The organism is Pseudomonas sp. PDM13, from assembly GCF_025685765.1.
GTDB classification, from domain to species: Bacteria; Pseudomonadota; Gammaproteobacteria; order Pseudomonadales; family Pseudomonadaceae; genus Metapseudomonas; species Metapseudomonas solani.
The window spans coordinates 49,141-63,375 of record NZ_JAOTQU010000007.1; the positions used below are offsets into that span (position 1 = coordinate 49,141).

A 14,235-nucleotide genomic window follows, 5' to 3' on the forward strand; every position below is an offset into this window, starting at 1 on the left:
GCCCGCAGGCGGCCAGGTGCAGCGAGGGACAATCAGAGGCTCAGCAGCCACAGGCTCAGGCCCGGGAAGGCCACCAGCAGCACGATGCGGGCGAGGTCCGAGCAGAGGAACGGCACGATGCCCTTGGCGGTTTCGCCGTAGGGCACGTTGCCGGCGGCGCGCTGGACGATGAACAGGTTCATCCCCAGGGGCGGGTGGATCAGGCCGATCTCCACCACCATCAGGGCGAGGATGCCGAACCAGATGGATTTGTCGGAGTCGCTCAGGCCGAAGAAATCCAGGCCCATGATCATCGGGTAGAAGATCGGGATGGTCAGCAGGATCATCGCCAGGGAATCCATCACGCAGCCCAGCGCCAGGTAGAGGCCGAGGATGATCACCAGCACCAGCATCGGTGCCAGGCCGCTGCCGATCACCCAGGCGGCCAGCTCGCCAGGCATCTGGGTCAGCGCCAGGCCGGAGTTGAGCAGGTCGGCGCCCAGCAGCACGAGGAAGATCATCGCCGAGGTTTCCGCCGTGCCCAGCAGGCTGGCACGCATGCCCTTCCAGCGCATGCCGCCCTGGGTGAAGGCGAGGATGCCGCAGGCCGCCGCGCCGATGGAGGCCGCCTCGGTGGGGTTGGCCCAGCCGCCGTAGATGCCGACGATCACCACCAGGAAAACGCCGACCACCGGCAGCACATTGACCAGCGCCTTGCCCCGCTCGGCCAGCGAGGCCTTGGGCGAGACAGTGGCCTGGGACTCGTCCCGCGCCACCATGATCCGCAGCACCAGCAGGTAGCCGATGATGGCGATCACCCCCGGCACCACGGCGGCGACGAACAGCTTGGCGATGGATTCCTGGGTCAGTACCGCATAGATGATCAGCGGCACCGACGGCGGGATCAGGATGCCCAGGGTGCCCCCCGCAGCCACCGTGGCCGTGGCCAGGCGCCCGGAATAGTTGTGCCGGCGCAGCTCCGGCAACGCCACGTGGCTCATGGTGGCCGCCGTGGCCAGGGACGAACCGCAGATGGCGCCGAAGCCCGCGCAGGCACCGATGGCGGACATGCCCATGCCGCCCTTCCAGTGGCCGATGAAGGCCGAGGCGCAGCGGAAGATCGAGCGCGACAGCCCGCCATGGGTGGCGAACTGGCCCATCATCACGAACAGCGGGATCACCGCCAGGTCGTAGTTGGACAGGCGCGAATAGGCCAGGTCGTTGAGGGTGAACAGCAGGCTCGACAGGTCGCCGTCGTTGACCGCCCAGAAGCAGGCGGCACCGCCCACCAGCATGGTCAGGCCGATGTGTACCCGCAGCAGCAGCATGCTCATGGTGATCGCCAGCGCGATCAGCCCCAGGGCCAGGCCGCTCATGCTTCACCTCCCGCACCGCGCAGCACCTGGGCAACCCGGGCCAGGGCACAGATGCCCAGCAGCACCAGGCTCGGCACGATCAGCGACAGCGGAATCCACAATGGGATCGACAGCAGCGTGGTGACGTCGCCGAACTCGCGGTTGTCGAGCATCTGCAGGCTGGTGCGCCAGGCCAGCAGCCAGGCCACGGCGCAGCACAGCAGGTGGGCGAAGGCATCCAGGCACAGGCGCACGCCGGCGGGCAGCCAGTTGGTCAGCGCCTCCACGCGGATATGGGTGCCGCGCAGCTCGCACAGCGGCAGGAAGGCGGCGATGGCCACCGAAGCGCCTACCTCCATCAGCTCCATGTCGCCACGGATGGGCGTGGAGAACAGCTTGCGGCCGACGATGGACACCACAGACATGCCGATCAGCACCAGCAGGATGGCACCGCCGGCCAGGGCGAAGCCGTGAGTGACGCGCGACAGGGCCTGGCGTACCAGGCCCCCCTGCTCGCCGGCTTCGATATCGAAATGCAGCGACTCCTTCATGGCTTCAGCGCCCCGAACCGGTCAGGGAGCGCACGGCCTCGACCAGCGCCTTGCCGTCCAGGCCCTTGCCGTCCGCCTCGCTGATCCAGTGCTGCACCGCGCTGTCGGATGCCTGGCGCATCTCGCCGTAGGCGGCCTGGTCCAGCACCACCTGGCCCTCGGCCGGGGTCGCGTCGTGGGCCTTGTCGGTGGCCACGTCCCAGGCGCTGGCGAAGCGTTCGGACAGCGCCTTGCCGCTGTTGCGCTCGATGATCGCCTGCAGGTCGGCCGGCAGGCTGTCGAACTTGCGCTGGTTCATCAGCATGGTCAGCACCGTGTAGCCGAAGGCGGGCTGCCCGGCCGGCACGTCGCTGTGGTACTGGGTCACCTCGTCCAGCTTGGTCGCCGGCACCACCTCCCAGGCGGCCAGGGCGCCATCGACCACGCCCTTGGAGATCGCCTCGGTCATCTGCGCCGGCGGCATGCTCACCGGGGTCGCGCCCAGGCTTTCCACAGTCTTCGCCGCGGTGCGGCTGGAGGCACGCAGCTTGAGGCCGGCGAGGTCGGCCAGGCTGCGCACCGGCTTGCCACGGGTGTGCAGGCTCATGCCGCCGTCACCGTGCACCACCAGCACCTTGTAGCCCTTGAAGTCGTCACGGGCGTAGCGCTCATAGAAGTCCCAGATGATCGCGTTACCGGCCTTGCCGCCCATGGGCAGCACGAAGGGCAGCTCCAGCGCCTCGACACGGGGGAACTTGCCGGCGGAATAGGCCGGGGCCGTCCAGACGATATCGGCCACGCCGTTGCGCGCCATGTCCGCCAGCTTGGCCGGCGTACCGCCCAGCTGCATCGAGGGGTAGAGCTGGCACTTCAGGCGGTCGGCCGACTCCTGGCGCAGCTGTTCGCACCAGGGCTCGATGATGTTCGCCTGGGCATTGGAGGTGGACGGCAGGAAGTGGGCGACCTTCAGGGTGATGGTTTCGGCCTGGGCCGAGGTGGCGCCGAACAGCGCCGCGCAGAGGGCGGGAATTGCGAGGGATTTCATGGCGATAGCTCCGTCTTGTTGTTGTAGCCATGCGTGTGGGCGCTGGCGGCATTGGGAAGCGAATTACGTTAATACATTAATTTTTATCGCTTGCCTGTCAACAGAAAGAAGCCAAGACGGCGGGTATACCAAAGGCTAAGGTTTTACTTTAAGAATTTTAAATCGTTATTTTTCATATATTAAAATAGATATTTTGATGTCATTCCTCATTAAAGGCGTTCTCACTCGCCACCTCGCCATATTGTTAATATTTTAATTAATGACTAGATTGCGCGGGCCATCGCAGCGGCCAGACCGTGGCGACAGGCCTCCGACACACCTTTCCTAGAGACAAGAACAATGACCAGGAAAATACGCTCCGCCCCCGTACTCACCTGCCTGCTGGCGAGCCTCGCCGGCACCGCCCACGCGGACCTCGTCAAGGACAGCAAGGCCAGCATCGAAGCGCGCAACATGTACATGAACCGCGACTTCCGCCAGAGCGGCGCCGCCCAGGCCAAGGCCGAGGAATGGGCCCAGGGCTTCACCGCGCGCTTCGAGTCCGGCTTCACCGAGGGCACCATCGGCGTCGGCCTGGATGCCATCGGCCAGGTGGCGATCAAGCTCGACTCGAGCCGCGACCGTCGCGGCACCGGCCTGCTGGCCTATGGCGCCCAGAGCCTGGAGCCCGAGGACAACTACAGCGAGCTGGGGCTGACCGCCAAGCTGCGCGCCTCGAAGAGCGTGCTGCGCATCGGCACCCTGCAGCCGCAGTTGCCGGTGGCGGCGTACAACGACGTGCGCCTGCTCTCCTCCACCTACGCCGGCGGCCTGCTCACCTCCCAGGAAGTGGACGGCCTGACCCTCAACCTGGGGCGGCTGGAGAAGATCAACCTGCGGGATTCGTCGAGCAACGACGAGATGAACTACGGCGGCGTGGAAAGCGCGCACCTGGACCTGCTCGGCGGCAGCTACGCCATCAACCCGGCGCTGACCCTGAGCTACTACCACGCACAGATGCAGGACATCTATCGCCAGCACTACCTCGGCCTGGTGCACAACGCCACCCTCGGCGAGGGCGTCACCCTCAAGACCGACCTGCGCTACTTCGACACCGGCGAGGACGGCGAGCACCGCTACCGCAGCGCCGCACGGGTGGACGGTGGGCGCATCGACAACCGCTTCTTCAACGGCATGGTCACCCTCGGCATGGGCGCCCACAAGGTCGGCCTCGGCTACCAGAACCTCTCCGGCGACGGTGACTTCGCCTACCCGGGCCTGGACCCCTACTCGGTGAACCTGGTGACCTTCAACGTCTTCACCAAGGCCGAGACCGATGCCTGGCAGGCGCGCTACGACTTCGACTTCGTCGCCCTCGGCGTGCCCGGCCTGACCTTCATGACCCGCTACGTCAGCGGCAAGCACGTGCAGACCGCCACCGTGCAGGACGGCCGCGAATGGGAGCGCGACACCGACCTGGTCTACACCTTCCAGGACGGCTCGCTCAAAGGCCTCAACATCCGCCTGCGCAACGCCACCTTCCGCTCCGGCGAAGGCCTGCGCACCGATGTCGACGAAAACCGCCTGATCATCGGCTACACCCTGCCGCTGTTCTGATTGCCCCGTGGGGAATTGCGGCACAGCGCACGCGTAGGGTGGATCGCGCTTCACCGGTCCACCTTTCGTGCTCGCCGGCCACACCGCCGGTGGACGTAAAAAGCGACGTCCACCCACACGCGGATTACCCCTGTGGGAGCGGATTCATCCGCGAAGCGTTGTGCAAGGACTCCCCGGGCTGAAGCCCGGGCTACGGTGCTGTGCGTGGCCGGCTCACTCGCGAAGCGATACATCACAAGCGCTTCGCGAGCAGAGCTCGCTCCTACAAGAGCCATGCCCGGCGCACTCCACGTGGGAGCGGATTCATCCGCGAAGCTCTGTGCCACGACTCCCCGGGCTGAAGCCCGGGCTACGGTGCCCCATGCTCCATGCCCCTTGTAGCCTGGGCTTCAGCCCGGGAGCGGAGCCGGCACAAACCTACCCACCATTACGCGCCCGGTACTCGCCGGGGGTGATGCCGGCATGGCGGGAGAAGAAGCGGCTGAAATAGGCCGGGTCCTTGAAGCCGAGCTGGTAGCAGATCTCGTTCACCGAACTGCCGGTGAACAGCAGCAGGCGGCGCGCCTCCTGCATCAATCGCTCGTGCACCAGGCGCTTGGACGGCAGGCCGGCGATGCGTCGGCAGATGTCGTTGAGCCGCGCCTCGGTGACGCCGATCTGCCCGGCGTATTCGGCCAGCGCCCAGTGCTGCGGGTAGTGCTCCTCGATCAGCGCGTTGAAGCGGTGGAAGAACTGCAGGTCATCACGCCGCGCCGGCTGCGCCTTGAGCGAACGGGTGGACAGGCGCAGCAGGCTGATGAAGATCAGCCGCGTCAGCGCCTCCAGGCTTTCGCCCCGGCCGAAGCGCTCGGTGCGGAACTCCTCGCCCAGGTAATCGAACAGCTGGTCGAGGCGCTGCACCTCGGCAGCGAAGCTGTCATCCAGCTCATCGAAGGCCACGCACACCGCACCGATCTGCGGCCCGGCAGCCAGCCCGAGCCCGGCCTCCAGCAACGGCCACACCAGTTGCTGGCGCACGGTCAGCACATGGCCATCGGCATCCGCCTCGGTGACGAAGGCATGGGGAATGGTCGGCGGGGTGAGGAAGAACAGCGGCCCCTGGCGGTGGTACTGCTGCTCGTCCAGGTAGACGCGCACCGAGCCGCTCTTCACGTAGTGCACCTGGAAGAAGCGGTCGTGGCGGTGCACCGGCATGTTGCGGCCGAAGAAGTCGGCCAGCCGGCCCAACTGCTCGTAGTGCACGTCGGCATCGGCGTAGCGCTGGTCGTAGACCTGGCCGATGTCGATATTGGGGATCGGGGAAGACGCCATGGTCCGCAGCCTCGAGCTCGACAGGGTCTGAACGAAAAGTACCCGAGCGAAGGTCAGGCAAGGCAAAAACAGTCGAAGAAGCGGAGTTTACATTCCGTAAATGAGCATTCTGAGACTGTTTTTAACGCAGCATCACCGAGCGCAGGCACTTTTCTAGGGTTTTATCTGCTTGAGCTCGTTCAGCAGGCCCAACAACTGCTGCAGCTTCTCCTCGCCGAACTGCGCCTGGATCCGCTGGTAGTTGCTCTCCATGCCGTCGCTCATGGACACGAAGCACTGCTGCCCCACCTCGGTCAGCCCGACATAGACGCGGCGCTGGTCCTGCGGCGACTTCCAGCGGCGGACGATGCCGTCGCGCTCCATGCGCACCAGCACCCCGGTCATGCTCGGCTTGAGGATGCAGGCCTGGTGGGCCAGCTGGTGGCTCTCCATCTCGCCGTTCTGCCGCAGGATGCGGATCACCCGCCACTGCTGTTCGGTCAACCCGTGCTGGTTGAGCAGCGGGCGGAAGAATCCCATGGCCGCCTCGCGTGCCTGCAAGAGGGTCAGGGTCAGGGAAGGTCTGGGCGCTGCCATGTGTGCTCCGGATGAACGCGATGGCGGATTTAAGCAACAACCGATGGCGCGACGCAAACCCTGCCAGCCGCCCCGCGCGCTTTGTCACACCCGGTCAAGCCCGTGGCAGGAATGGACAATCCGCCGGCCGCGCCGGGGTTTCTAATGGCTCAACGATCGAATCGTCCTTTGGTAGGGCTTGATCATCGTTAATATATTAATTATAAAGTTAGCATGTTAACGAAATGACTTCGGGTGCCGCTTCCCACCGTCAGCGCGCACCTTCTTTTATCCGGGGATGACCCCACTGCTTCAGGAGTGAACCCATGCGTCGCGCAACCAGCGAAGTCGCTACCGGCACCCTGTTCGGCGTCGCGCTGAACTACCAGGGCCTGCTCGAAAGCCGACTGGCCGAGTTCGACCAACCCCCTTACCAGAAGCCACCGGTCAAGCCGGTGCTGTTCATCAAGACCTCCAACACCCGCAATGGCGACGGCCAGCCGGTGCCCTACCCGCGTGACGTCGAGCGCCTGCAGCCGGGCCCTGCCCTCGGCGTGGTAATCGGCCGCAACGCCAGCCGCGTCAGCGCCGAGAACGCCATGGCGCATGTCGCCGGCTACCTGGTGGTGAACGAGTTCAGCCTGCCGGAAGACAGCTACTACCGCCCGGCGGTCAAGGCCAAGTGCCGCGACGGCTTCTGCCCCCTGTCCAGCGAAGTGGTGCCGGCCAGCGAGATCGCCGATCCGCACGCCCTGCCCCTGCGCCTCTTCGTCAACGGCGAACTGCGCCAGGAAAACACCACTGCCAACCTGGTGCGCAGCATTCCCCAGCTGATCGCCGAGATCAGCGAGTTCATGACCCTGCACGAAGGCGACGTGCTGATCACCGGCACCCCCGAGGGCCGCGTCGACGTGCGCCCCGGCGATGAAGTGGTGGTGGAGATCGAAGGCCTCGGCCGGCTCACCAGCACCCTGGTCGCGGAATAAGGAGACGTAGATGAAACACGCACGCATCCGCCATCAGGGCGACATCCACGCCGTCACGGTCGAGGCCGGCAACGCCGTGCGCCTGGCCGACGGCCGCCTGCTCGCGGAAGACGCCGTCGAGTGGCTGCCCCCGGCCACCGGCGCCATGTTCGCCCTGGGCCTGAACTACGCCGACCACGCCGCCGAGCTGGCCTTCAAGGCGCCCACCGAGCCGCTGGCCTTCATCAAGTCGCCGGGCACCTACACCGGCCACAACCAGGTCACCTGGCGCCCCGACAACGTCGCCTACATGCACTACGAGTGCGAGCTGGTGGCGGTGATCGGCAAGCCCGCGCGCAACGTCAAGCGCGAGGACGCCCTGCAGTACCTGGCCGGTTACACCGTTTGCAACGACTACGCCATCCGCGACTACCTGGAGAACTACTACCGGCCCAACCTGCGGGTGAAGAACCGCGACTGCACCACCCCGGTCGGCCCCTGGATCGTCGACGCCGCCGAGGTACCCGACCCGTCGCGCCTCAGGCTGCGCACCTGGATCAACGGTGAGCTGAAGCAGGAAGGCACCACCGCCGACATGATCTTCGACATCCCCTACCTGATCGAATACTTCTCCAGCTTCATGACCCTGCAGCCGGGCGACATGATCGCCACCGGCACGCCGGAAGGCCTGGCCGACGTGGTGCCGGGCGATGAAGTGGTGGTGGAAGTGGAAGGCGTCGGCCGCCTGGTCAACCGCATCGTCAGCGAAGCCGAGTTCTTCGCGTCCCGTAACAACGAGGTTTGAACATGATCAAGCACTGGATCGATGGCCGCGAGGTCGAAAGCAAAGACGTCTTCACCAACTACAACCCCGCCACAGGCGAAGCCATCGGTGAGGTCGCCAGCGGTGGCGCCGAAGAGATCGCCGCTGCAGTCGCCGCCGCCAAGGACGCCTTCCCCAAGTGGGCCAACACCCCGGCCAAGGAGCGCGCCAAGCTGATGCGCAAGCTGGGCGAGCTGATCGACCAGAACGTGCCGCAGCTGGCCGAACTGGAAACCCTGGACACCGGCCTGCCGATCCACCAGACGAAGAACGTGCTGATCCCCCGTGCCTCGCACAACTTCGACTTCTTCGCCGAGGTCTGCACCCGCATGGACGGCCACAGCTACCCGGTGGACGACCAGATGCTCAACTACACCCTCTACCAGCCGGTGGGCGTGTGCGGCCTGGTATCGCCGTGGAACGTGCCGTTCATGACCGCCACCTGGAAGACCGCGCCCTGCCTGGCCCTGGGCAACACCGCGGTGCTGAAGATGAGCGAGCTGTCGCCGCTGACCGCCAACGAGCTGGGCCGCCTGGCCCTGGAAGCCGGCATTCCCAAGGGCGTGCTCAACGTGGTGCAGGGCTACGGCGCCACCGCCGGCGACGCCCTGGTCCGCCACCCGGACGTGCGCGCCATCTCCTTCACCGGCGGCACCGCCACCGGCCGCAAGATCATGCAGACCGCCGGCCTGAAGAAGTACTCCATGGAACTGGGCGGCAAGAGCCCGGTGCTGATCTTCGATGACGCCGACCTCGACCGCGCCCTCGACGCCGCGCTGTTCACCATCTTCTCGCTCAATGGCGAGCGCTGCACCGCCGGCAGCCGCATCTTCATCCAGGAAACCGTCTACGACCGCTTCGTCGCCGAGTTCGCCGCCCGCGCCAAGCGCCTGATCGTCGGTGACCCGCAGGACCCGAAGACCCAGGTTGGCTCGATGATCACCCAGGCCCACTACGACAAGGTCACCGGCTACATCCGCATCGGCATGGAAGAAGGCGCCACCCTACTGGCCGGCGGCCTCGATCGCCCGGCGTGCCTGCCCGCGCACCTGGCCAAGGGGCAGTTCATCCAGCCCACGGTGTTCGCCGACGTCGACAACCGCATGCGCATCGCCCAGGAAGAGATCTTCGGCCCGGTGGTCTGCCTGATCCGCTTCAAGGACGAGGCCGAAGCGCTGCAGCTGGCCAACGACACCGAATACGGCCTGGCCTCCTACATCTGGACCCAGGACATCGGCAAGGCCCACCGCCTGGCCCGTGGCATCGAGGCCGGCATGGTCTTCATCAACAGCCAGAACGTGCGTGACCTGCGCCAGCCCTTCGGCGGCGTCAAGGGCTCGGGCACCGGCCGCGAAGGCGGCGAATACAGCTTCGAAGTGTTCGCCGAGATCAAGAACGTCTGCATTTCCATGGGCAGCCATCACATTCCTCGCTGGGGATTATGAGGCGCCGCGCCCCTTCTCGCCTTCGAGGAAGGGGCGCAGGATAACGATTACCGAGCGTGCACCGACAATCACAATGAACCCTGAAGGCCCGGCGGCGGGCCTTCCACTCGGAGAACGACCATGGGCAAACTCGCTCTGGCTGCCAAGATCACCCACGTTCCATCCATGTACATCAGCGAGCTCGAAGGCCCGCGCAAGGGCTTCCGCAAGGCGGCCATCGACGGCCATATCGAGATCGGCCGGCGCTGCCGCGAGCTGGGCGTGGACACCCTGGTGGTGTTCGACACCCACTGGCTGGTGAACGCCAACTACCACGTCAACTGCGGCAAGCACTTCCAGGGGCTGTACACCAGCAACGAGCTGCCGCACTTCATCGCCAACATGGAATACGGCTTCCCCGGCAACCCCGAGCTGGGCCACCTGCTGGCCGCGGAATGCAACCGCTACGGCGTGGAGACCATGGCCCACGATGCCACCACCCTGGCGCCCGAGTACGGCACCCTGGTGCCCATGCGCTACATGAACACCGACCAGCACTTCAAGGTGATCTCGGTCTCCGCCCTGTGCACCTCCCACTACCTCAACGACAGCGCCCGCCTCGGCTGGGCCATGCGCAAGGCGGTGGAAGAGCACTACGACGGCACCGTGGCCTTCCTCGCCAGCGGCTCGCTGTCCCACCGCTTCGCCCAGAACGGCCAGGCCCCGGAGTTCGCCACCAAGATCTGGAGCCCCTTCCTCGAAACCCTCGACCAGCGCGTGATCCAGATGTGGGAAGGCGCCGAGTGGGAGGAGTTCTGCGGCATGCTCCCCGAGTACGCGGCCAAGGGCCACGGCGAAGGCTTCATGCACGACACCGCGATGCTGCTCGGCGCCCTCGGCTGGTCGAAGTACGACGGCCACGCCGAAGTCATCACCCCCTACTTCGCCGCCTCCGGAACCGGCCAGCTCAACGCCGTGTTCCCGGTCACCCCGCAGGACGGCTCGACCATCCCGCAACCGCAAGCCTCCAACCCGGCCGGCGTCGCTTCCGCCAGCCGCCTGTAGCACCCGTGGCGGTGGGCCCCACGCCCGCCGCCACGCCCCTGAACGCCACGCCAGCCGGTGGCGGATGCGCAACCGCCATCCGCACCAGAGGAGGACCGCATGCCCCATTTCATCGCTGAATACACCGACAACATCGAACGCGAGGCCGACCTGCCTGGCCTGTTCGAGAAGGTCCACGCCTGCCTGGGCGACTCCGGCGTCTTCCCCCTCGGCGGCATCCGCAGCCGCGCGGTGCGCCTGGACACCTGGCGCATGGCCGACGGCAAGCATGACTACGCCTTCGTCCACATGAGCCTCAAGGTCGGTGCCGGGCGTGACCTGGAAACCCGCCGCCAGGTCGCCGATGCGCTGTTCGAGGTGATCAAGGCGCACTTCGCCGAACTCCAGGCCTCGCGCCTGCTGGCCCTGTCCTTCGAACTCACCGAGCTGCACCCGGAGCTCAACTACAAGCACAACAACGTCCACGCGTTCCTCAAGGGGCAGGCGGGCTGACCTCCGCCCCACCCCCGCCCCGTCATTGGCAACCCCAAGAAGTACAAGACCATGAGCCAAGCGAAATCCCTGCCCCTGTCCCACGCCAGCGCCAACGCCAACGCCAACGACCTGACCTTCCGTCGCATCGGCTGGCGCCTGATGCCCCTGCTGCTGACCTGCTACCTATTCGCCCACCTGGACCGCATCAACATCGGCTTCGCCAAGCTGCAGATGAGCGCCGACCTGCAGTTCAGCGACACCGTCTACGGCCTCGGCGCCGGCCTGTTCTTCATCGCCTACGCGCTGTTCGGCCTGCCCAGCAACATCGCCCTGGAGCGGGTCGGCCCACGCCGCTGGATCGCCTTCCTCATGGTCACCTGGGGGCTGATGTCCACCGGCATGCTGCTGGTGGAAAGCGCCACCGGCTTCTACACCCTGCGTTTCCTCCTGGGCGTGGCCGAGGCCGGCTTCTTCCCCGGCATCCTGGTCTACCTCAACCGCTGGTTCCCGGCCCAGCGCCGCGGCCAGATGATCGCCCTGTTCGCCATCGCCGTGCCCATGGCCGGCGTCATCGGCGGCCCGCTGTCGGGCAGCATCCTCGACGGCTTCCACGACTTCATGGGCCTTCGCGGCTGGCAATGGATGTTCCTCATCGAAGGCCTGCCGGTGGTGCTGCTCGGCCTGCTGGTGTGGCGCGCCCTGCCCGACGGCTTCGAGCAGGTCGCCTGGCTCGACGCACAGCAGAAGGACAGCCTGCGCCAGCAGATGGCCGGCGAAGAGCGCGGCAAGACCATCACCTCGTTCAGCGGCATCTTCCGCGACCGCAACGTCTGGCTGCTGGTGGCGATCTACTTCGCGGTGATGCTGGCGGTGAACACCATCGCCTTCTGGATGCCCGCGCTGATCCACGGCGCCGGCATCGCCCAGGACCGCAACGTCGGCCTGCTCAGCGCCATCCCCTACCTCGCCGGCTGCTTCTTCATGGTCGCCCTCGGGCGTTCCTCGGACCGCCTGCGCGAGCGCCGCTGGCACCTCTGCGTGCCCCTGCTCATGGCCGCCAGCGGCCTGGTGCTGGCGGGCCTGCTCCCCGACCGCGTGCTGCCGGTGATGGCCGGCCTGCTCATCGCCGGGATGGGCGCCAGCGCCGCCCTGCCGATGTTCTGGCAGCTGCCGCCGGCCTTCCTCTCGGTGCGGGTGCAGGCCGCCGGCATCGCCCTGGTCAGCTCCTTCGGCAGCATCGCCGCCTTCCTCGCGCCCTACCTGATCGGCTGGATGCGCGACACCACCCACAGCGCCAGCCTCGCCCTGTTCCTGCTGGCCTTCCTCATCGCCCTCGGCGGCCTGCTGGTGCTGCGCACCCCGGCCGCCCTGGTCAACCCACGCTAAGAGAGACTCACCATGCTCGACGCCAGCATCATCCAGCAATCCGCCGCCCGCCTCGACGCCGCCGAGCGCTCGCGCCAGCAGGTGCGCCAGTTCTCCCTGGACCACCCCGAGATCACCATCGAAGACGCCTACGCCATCCAGCGCGCCTGGGTGGAGCAGAAGATACGTGACGGCCGCAAGCTGGTGGGCCACAAGATCGGCCTCACCTCCCGCGCCATGCAGGTGTCCTCCAACATCACCGAGCCGGACTACGGCGCGCTGCTGGACGACATGTTCTTCGACGAAGGCAGCGACATCCCCTTCGAGCGCTTCATCGTCCCTCGCGTGGAAGTGGAACTGGCCTTCGTCCTCGGCAAGCCCCTGCGCGGACCGAACTGCACTCTGTTCGACGTGCTCGACGCCACCGAATGGGTGATCCCCGCCCTGGAAATCATCGACGCACGCATCCAGCAGGTGGACCCGGACACCAAGGCCACCCGCAAGGTCTTCGACACCATCTCCGACAACGCCGCCAACGCCGGCGTGGTCATGGGCGGCCGTGCCATCCGCCCCACCGAGCTGGACCTGCGGCGCATCCCGGCGATCCTCTACCGCAACGGCGTGATCGAGGAATCCGGCGTCTCCGCCGCCGTGCTCAACCACCCGGCCAAGGGCGTCGCCTGGCTGGCCAACAAGCTGGCCCCCTACGACATCACCCTGGAAGCCGGGCAAATCATCCTCGGCGGCTCCTTCACCCGCCCGGTGGCCGCCAACCCCGGCGACACCTTCCACGTCGACTACGACCAACTGGGCTCGATTGCCTGTCGGTTTGTTTGAAATCCAGCTGCAAGCGGCAAGCTACAAGCGGCAAGGCGTGCCCTCTTCTTGCGGCTTGCAGCTTGAGACTTGCCGCTCTCCGAAGGAGCACTTCCCATGTCTATTCCCATCAACACCTTCAAACAACGCCTCCTGGCCGGCGACGCACAGATCGGCCTGTGGCTCGGCCTGGCTGATCCTTATTGCGCGGAGCTGGCCGCCAATGCCGGCTTCGACTGGCTGCTGATCGACGGCGAGCACGCGCCCAACGACCTGCGCAGCCTGCTCGGCCAGCTGCAGGCGGTGGCGCCCTACCCGTCGCAGCCGATCATCCGCCCGCCCATCGGCGACCCGGTGCTGATCAAGCAGCTGCTGGACATCGGCGCGCAGACCCTGCTGGTGCCCATGGTGGATTCCGCCGCCCAGGCGGCAGAGTTGGTGCGCGCCATGCGCTACCCGCCGTCCGGCATCCGTGGCGTCGGCAGCGCCCTGGCCCGCGCCTCGCGCTGGAACAGCGTGCCCGGCTACCTGGACCAGGCCGACGAGCAGATGTGCCTGCTGGTGCAGATCGAGAATCTCGACGGCCTCGCCGCGCTCGATGCCATCGCCGCCACCGAGGGCGTCGACGGCGTGTTCATCGGCCCGGCTGACCTTTCCGCCGCCATGGGCCATCGCGGCAATCCCGGGCATCCCGAGGTGCAGGCCGCCATCGAGGACGCCATCGCCCGCATCCGTCGCGCCGGCAAGGCTGCCGGCATCCTCAGCGCCGACGAGACCCTGGCCCGCCGCTACCTGGAACTGGGCTGCGCCTTCGTCGCCGTCGGCGTCGACACCAGCCTGCTGATGAAGTCCCTGCAGGCCCTCGCCGGCCGCTTCAAGGGCACTCCCGCCCCGCAATCCAGCGCCGGCAGCGTCTACTGAGCCGAACACCC

14 protein-coding genes are annotated in these 14,235 nt (G+C 66.6%); 9 read left to right on the forward strand and 5 right to left on the reverse strand.

All coding sequences use genetic code 11. The features are described from left to right. Positions 1-32: 32 nt before the first annotated feature. Genes OEJ36_RS09660 through OEJ36_RS09670 form a run of 3 tightly spaced genes read right to left on the reverse strand, consistent with a single transcriptional unit; the run spans position 33 to position 2,909 of the window. The gene (locus OEJ36_RS09660) at positions 33-1,355 is read right to left on the reverse strand and encodes a TRAP transporter large permease (RefSeq protein ID WP_263401337.1); all 1,323 of its coding nucleotides are present in this window, start codon (positions 1,353-1,355) and stop codon (positions 33-35) included. After that, entirely contained in the window at positions 1,352-1,885 is a 534-nt protein-coding gene (locus OEJ36_RS09665) for a TRAP transporter small permease (protein WP_263401338.1), read from the reverse strand. Before OEJ36_RS09665 ends, OEJ36_RS09660 begins: the two co-directional genes overlap by 4 nt. Before the next feature lie 4 nt (positions 1,886-1,889). Continuing rightward, on the reverse strand, positions 1,890-2,909 hold the full coding sequence (locus OEJ36_RS09670) for a TRAP transporter substrate-binding protein (RefSeq protein ID WP_263401339.1): 1,020 nt from the start codon (positions 2,907-2,909) through the stop codon (positions 1,890-1,892). Between the two features lie 339 nt (positions 2,910-3,248). On the opposite strand from OEJ36_RS09670, the gene OEJ36_RS09675 reads away from it, so the two are divergent. Further along, a complete protein-coding gene (locus OEJ36_RS09675) occupies positions 3,249-4,505 on the forward strand; it encodes an OprD family porin (protein WP_263401340.1) in 1,257 nt (418 codons plus the stop codon). A 417-nt stretch (positions 4,506-4,922) separates the two neighbouring features. Here the strand turns inward: OEJ36_RS09675 and hpaA are convergent, their stop codons facing one another. Both hpaA and hpaR read right to left on the reverse strand, forming a co-directional pair. Next, on the reverse strand, positions 4,923-5,816 hold the full coding sequence (gene hpaA, locus OEJ36_RS09680) for a 4-hydroxyphenylacetate catabolism regulatory protein HpaA (RefSeq protein WP_263401341.1): 894 nt from the start codon (positions 5,814-5,816) through the stop codon (positions 4,923-4,925). A 153-nt stretch (positions 5,817-5,969) separates the two neighbouring features. Continuing rightward, entirely contained in the window at positions 5,970-6,392 is a 423-nt protein-coding gene (gene hpaR / locus OEJ36_RS09685) for a homoprotocatechuate degradation operon regulator HpaR (protein ID WP_021221078.1), read from the reverse strand. Between the two features lie 305 nt (positions 6,393-6,697). Here hpaR and OEJ36_RS09690 point away from each other — a divergent pair, with 305 nt between their 5' ends. The 8 genes from OEJ36_RS09690 to hpaI all read left to right on the forward strand — a co-directional run bounded on the left by OEJ36_RS09690 (position 6,698) and on the right by hpaI (position 14,224). Continuing rightward, positions 6,698-7,357, forward strand: coding sequence for a fumarylacetoacetate hydrolase family protein (locus OEJ36_RS09690; RefSeq protein ID WP_263401342.1), 660 nt, complete (start codon positions 6,698-6,700; stop codon positions 7,355-7,357). Between the two features lie 10 nt (positions 7,358-7,367). Further along, complete coding sequence (locus OEJ36_RS09695; protein ID WP_263401343.1) at positions 7,368-8,141, forward strand: fumarylacetoacetate hydrolase family protein; 774 nt, start codon at positions 7,368-7,370, stop codon at positions 8,139-8,141. Between the two features lie 2 nt (positions 8,142-8,143). Then, a complete protein-coding gene (gene hpaE, locus OEJ36_RS09700) occupies positions 8,144-9,604 on the forward strand; it encodes a 5-carboxymethyl-2-hydroxymuconate semialdehyde dehydrogenase (protein ID WP_263401344.1) in 1,461 nt (486 codons plus the stop codon). Positions 9,605-9,724: 120 nt separating this feature from the next. After that, on the forward strand, positions 9,725-10,648 hold the full coding sequence (gene hpaD / locus OEJ36_RS09705) for a 3,4-dihydroxyphenylacetate 2,3-dioxygenase (RefSeq protein ID WP_021221082.1): 924 nt from the start codon (positions 9,725-9,727) through the stop codon (positions 10,646-10,648). A gap of 99 nt (positions 10,649-10,747) precedes the next feature. Continuing rightward, positions 10,748-11,140 carry a 5-carboxymethyl-2-hydroxymuconate Delta-isomerase gene (locus tag OEJ36_RS09710; RefSeq protein WP_184489934.1) on the forward strand — a complete coding sequence of 131 codons (393 nt, stop codon included), beginning with the start codon at positions 10,748-10,750 and terminating at the stop codon, positions 11,138-11,140. 51 nt (positions 11,141-11,191) lie between these two features. Further along, positions 11,192-12,508 carry an MFS transporter gene (locus OEJ36_RS09715; protein ID WP_263401345.1) on the forward strand — a complete coding sequence of 439 codons (1,317 nt, stop codon included), beginning with the start codon at positions 11,192-11,194 and terminating at the stop codon, positions 12,506-12,508. Between the two features lie 12 nt (positions 12,509-12,520). Then, positions 12,521-13,324: a 2-oxo-hept-4-ene-1,7-dioate hydratase gene (gene hpaH, locus OEJ36_RS09720; protein WP_184489932.1), complete on the forward strand. Its 804-nt coding sequence runs from the start codon at positions 12,521-12,523 to the stop codon at positions 13,322-13,324. Between the two features lie 96 nt (positions 13,325-13,420). Beyond that, positions 13,421-14,224, forward strand: a complete 804-nt coding sequence (hpaI, locus tag OEJ36_RS09725; RefSeq protein WP_263401346.1) for a 4-hydroxy-2-oxoheptanedioate aldolase — start codon at positions 13,421-13,423, stop codon at positions 14,222-14,224. Positions 14,225-14,235: the final 11 nt, after the last annotated feature.

Excerpts from the sequence above, each read along its gene's own strand:
- OEJ36_RS09660 (WP_263401337.1), bottom strand. The coding sequence starts at position 1,355 with ATGAGCGGCCTGGCCCTGGGGCTGATCGCGCTGGCGATCACCATGAGC.
- OEJ36_RS09665 (WP_263401338.1), bottom strand. The coding sequence starts at position 1,885 with ATGAAGGAGTCGCTGCATTTCGATATCGAAGCCGGCGAGCAGGGGGGC.
- OEJ36_RS09670 (WP_263401339.1), bottom strand. The coding sequence starts at position 2,909 with ATGAAATCCCTCGCAATTCCCGCCCTCTGCGCGGCGCTGTTCGGCGCC.
- OEJ36_RS09675 (WP_263401340.1), top strand. The coding sequence starts at position 3,249 with ATGACCAGGAAAATACGCTCCGCCCCCGTACTCACCTGCCTGCTGGCG.
- hpaA (WP_263401341.1), bottom strand. The coding sequence starts at position 5,816 with ATGGCGTCTTCCCCGATCCCCAATATCGACATCGGCCAGGTCTACGAC.
- hpaR (WP_021221078.1), bottom strand. The coding sequence starts at position 6,392 with ATGGCAGCGCCCAGACCTTCCCTGACCCTGACCCTCTTGCAGGCACGC.
- OEJ36_RS09690 (WP_263401342.1), top strand. The coding sequence starts at position 6,698 with ATGCGTCGCGCAACCAGCGAAGTCGCTACCGGCACCCTGTTCGGCGTC.
- OEJ36_RS09695 (WP_263401343.1), top strand. The coding sequence starts at position 7,368 with ATGAAACACGCACGCATCCGCCATCAGGGCGACATCCACGCCGTCACG.
- hpaE (WP_263401344.1), top strand. The coding sequence starts at position 8,144 with ATGATCAAGCACTGGATCGATGGCCGCGAGGTCGAAAGCAAAGACGTC.
- hpaD (WP_021221082.1), top strand. The coding sequence starts at position 9,725 with ATGGGCAAACTCGCTCTGGCTGCCAAGATCACCCACGTTCCATCCATG.
- OEJ36_RS09710 (WP_184489934.1), top strand. The coding sequence starts at position 10,748 with ATGCCCCATTTCATCGCTGAATACACCGACAACATCGAACGCGAGGCC.
- OEJ36_RS09715 (WP_263401345.1), top strand. The coding sequence starts at position 11,192 with ATGAGCCAAGCGAAATCCCTGCCCCTGTCCCACGCCAGCGCCAACGCC.
- hpaH (WP_184489932.1), top strand. The coding sequence starts at position 12,521 with ATGCTCGACGCCAGCATCATCCAGCAATCCGCCGCCCGCCTCGACGCC.
- hpaI (WP_263401346.1), top strand. The coding sequence starts at position 13,421 with ATGTCTATTCCCATCAACACCTTCAAACAACGCCTCCTGGCCGGCGAC.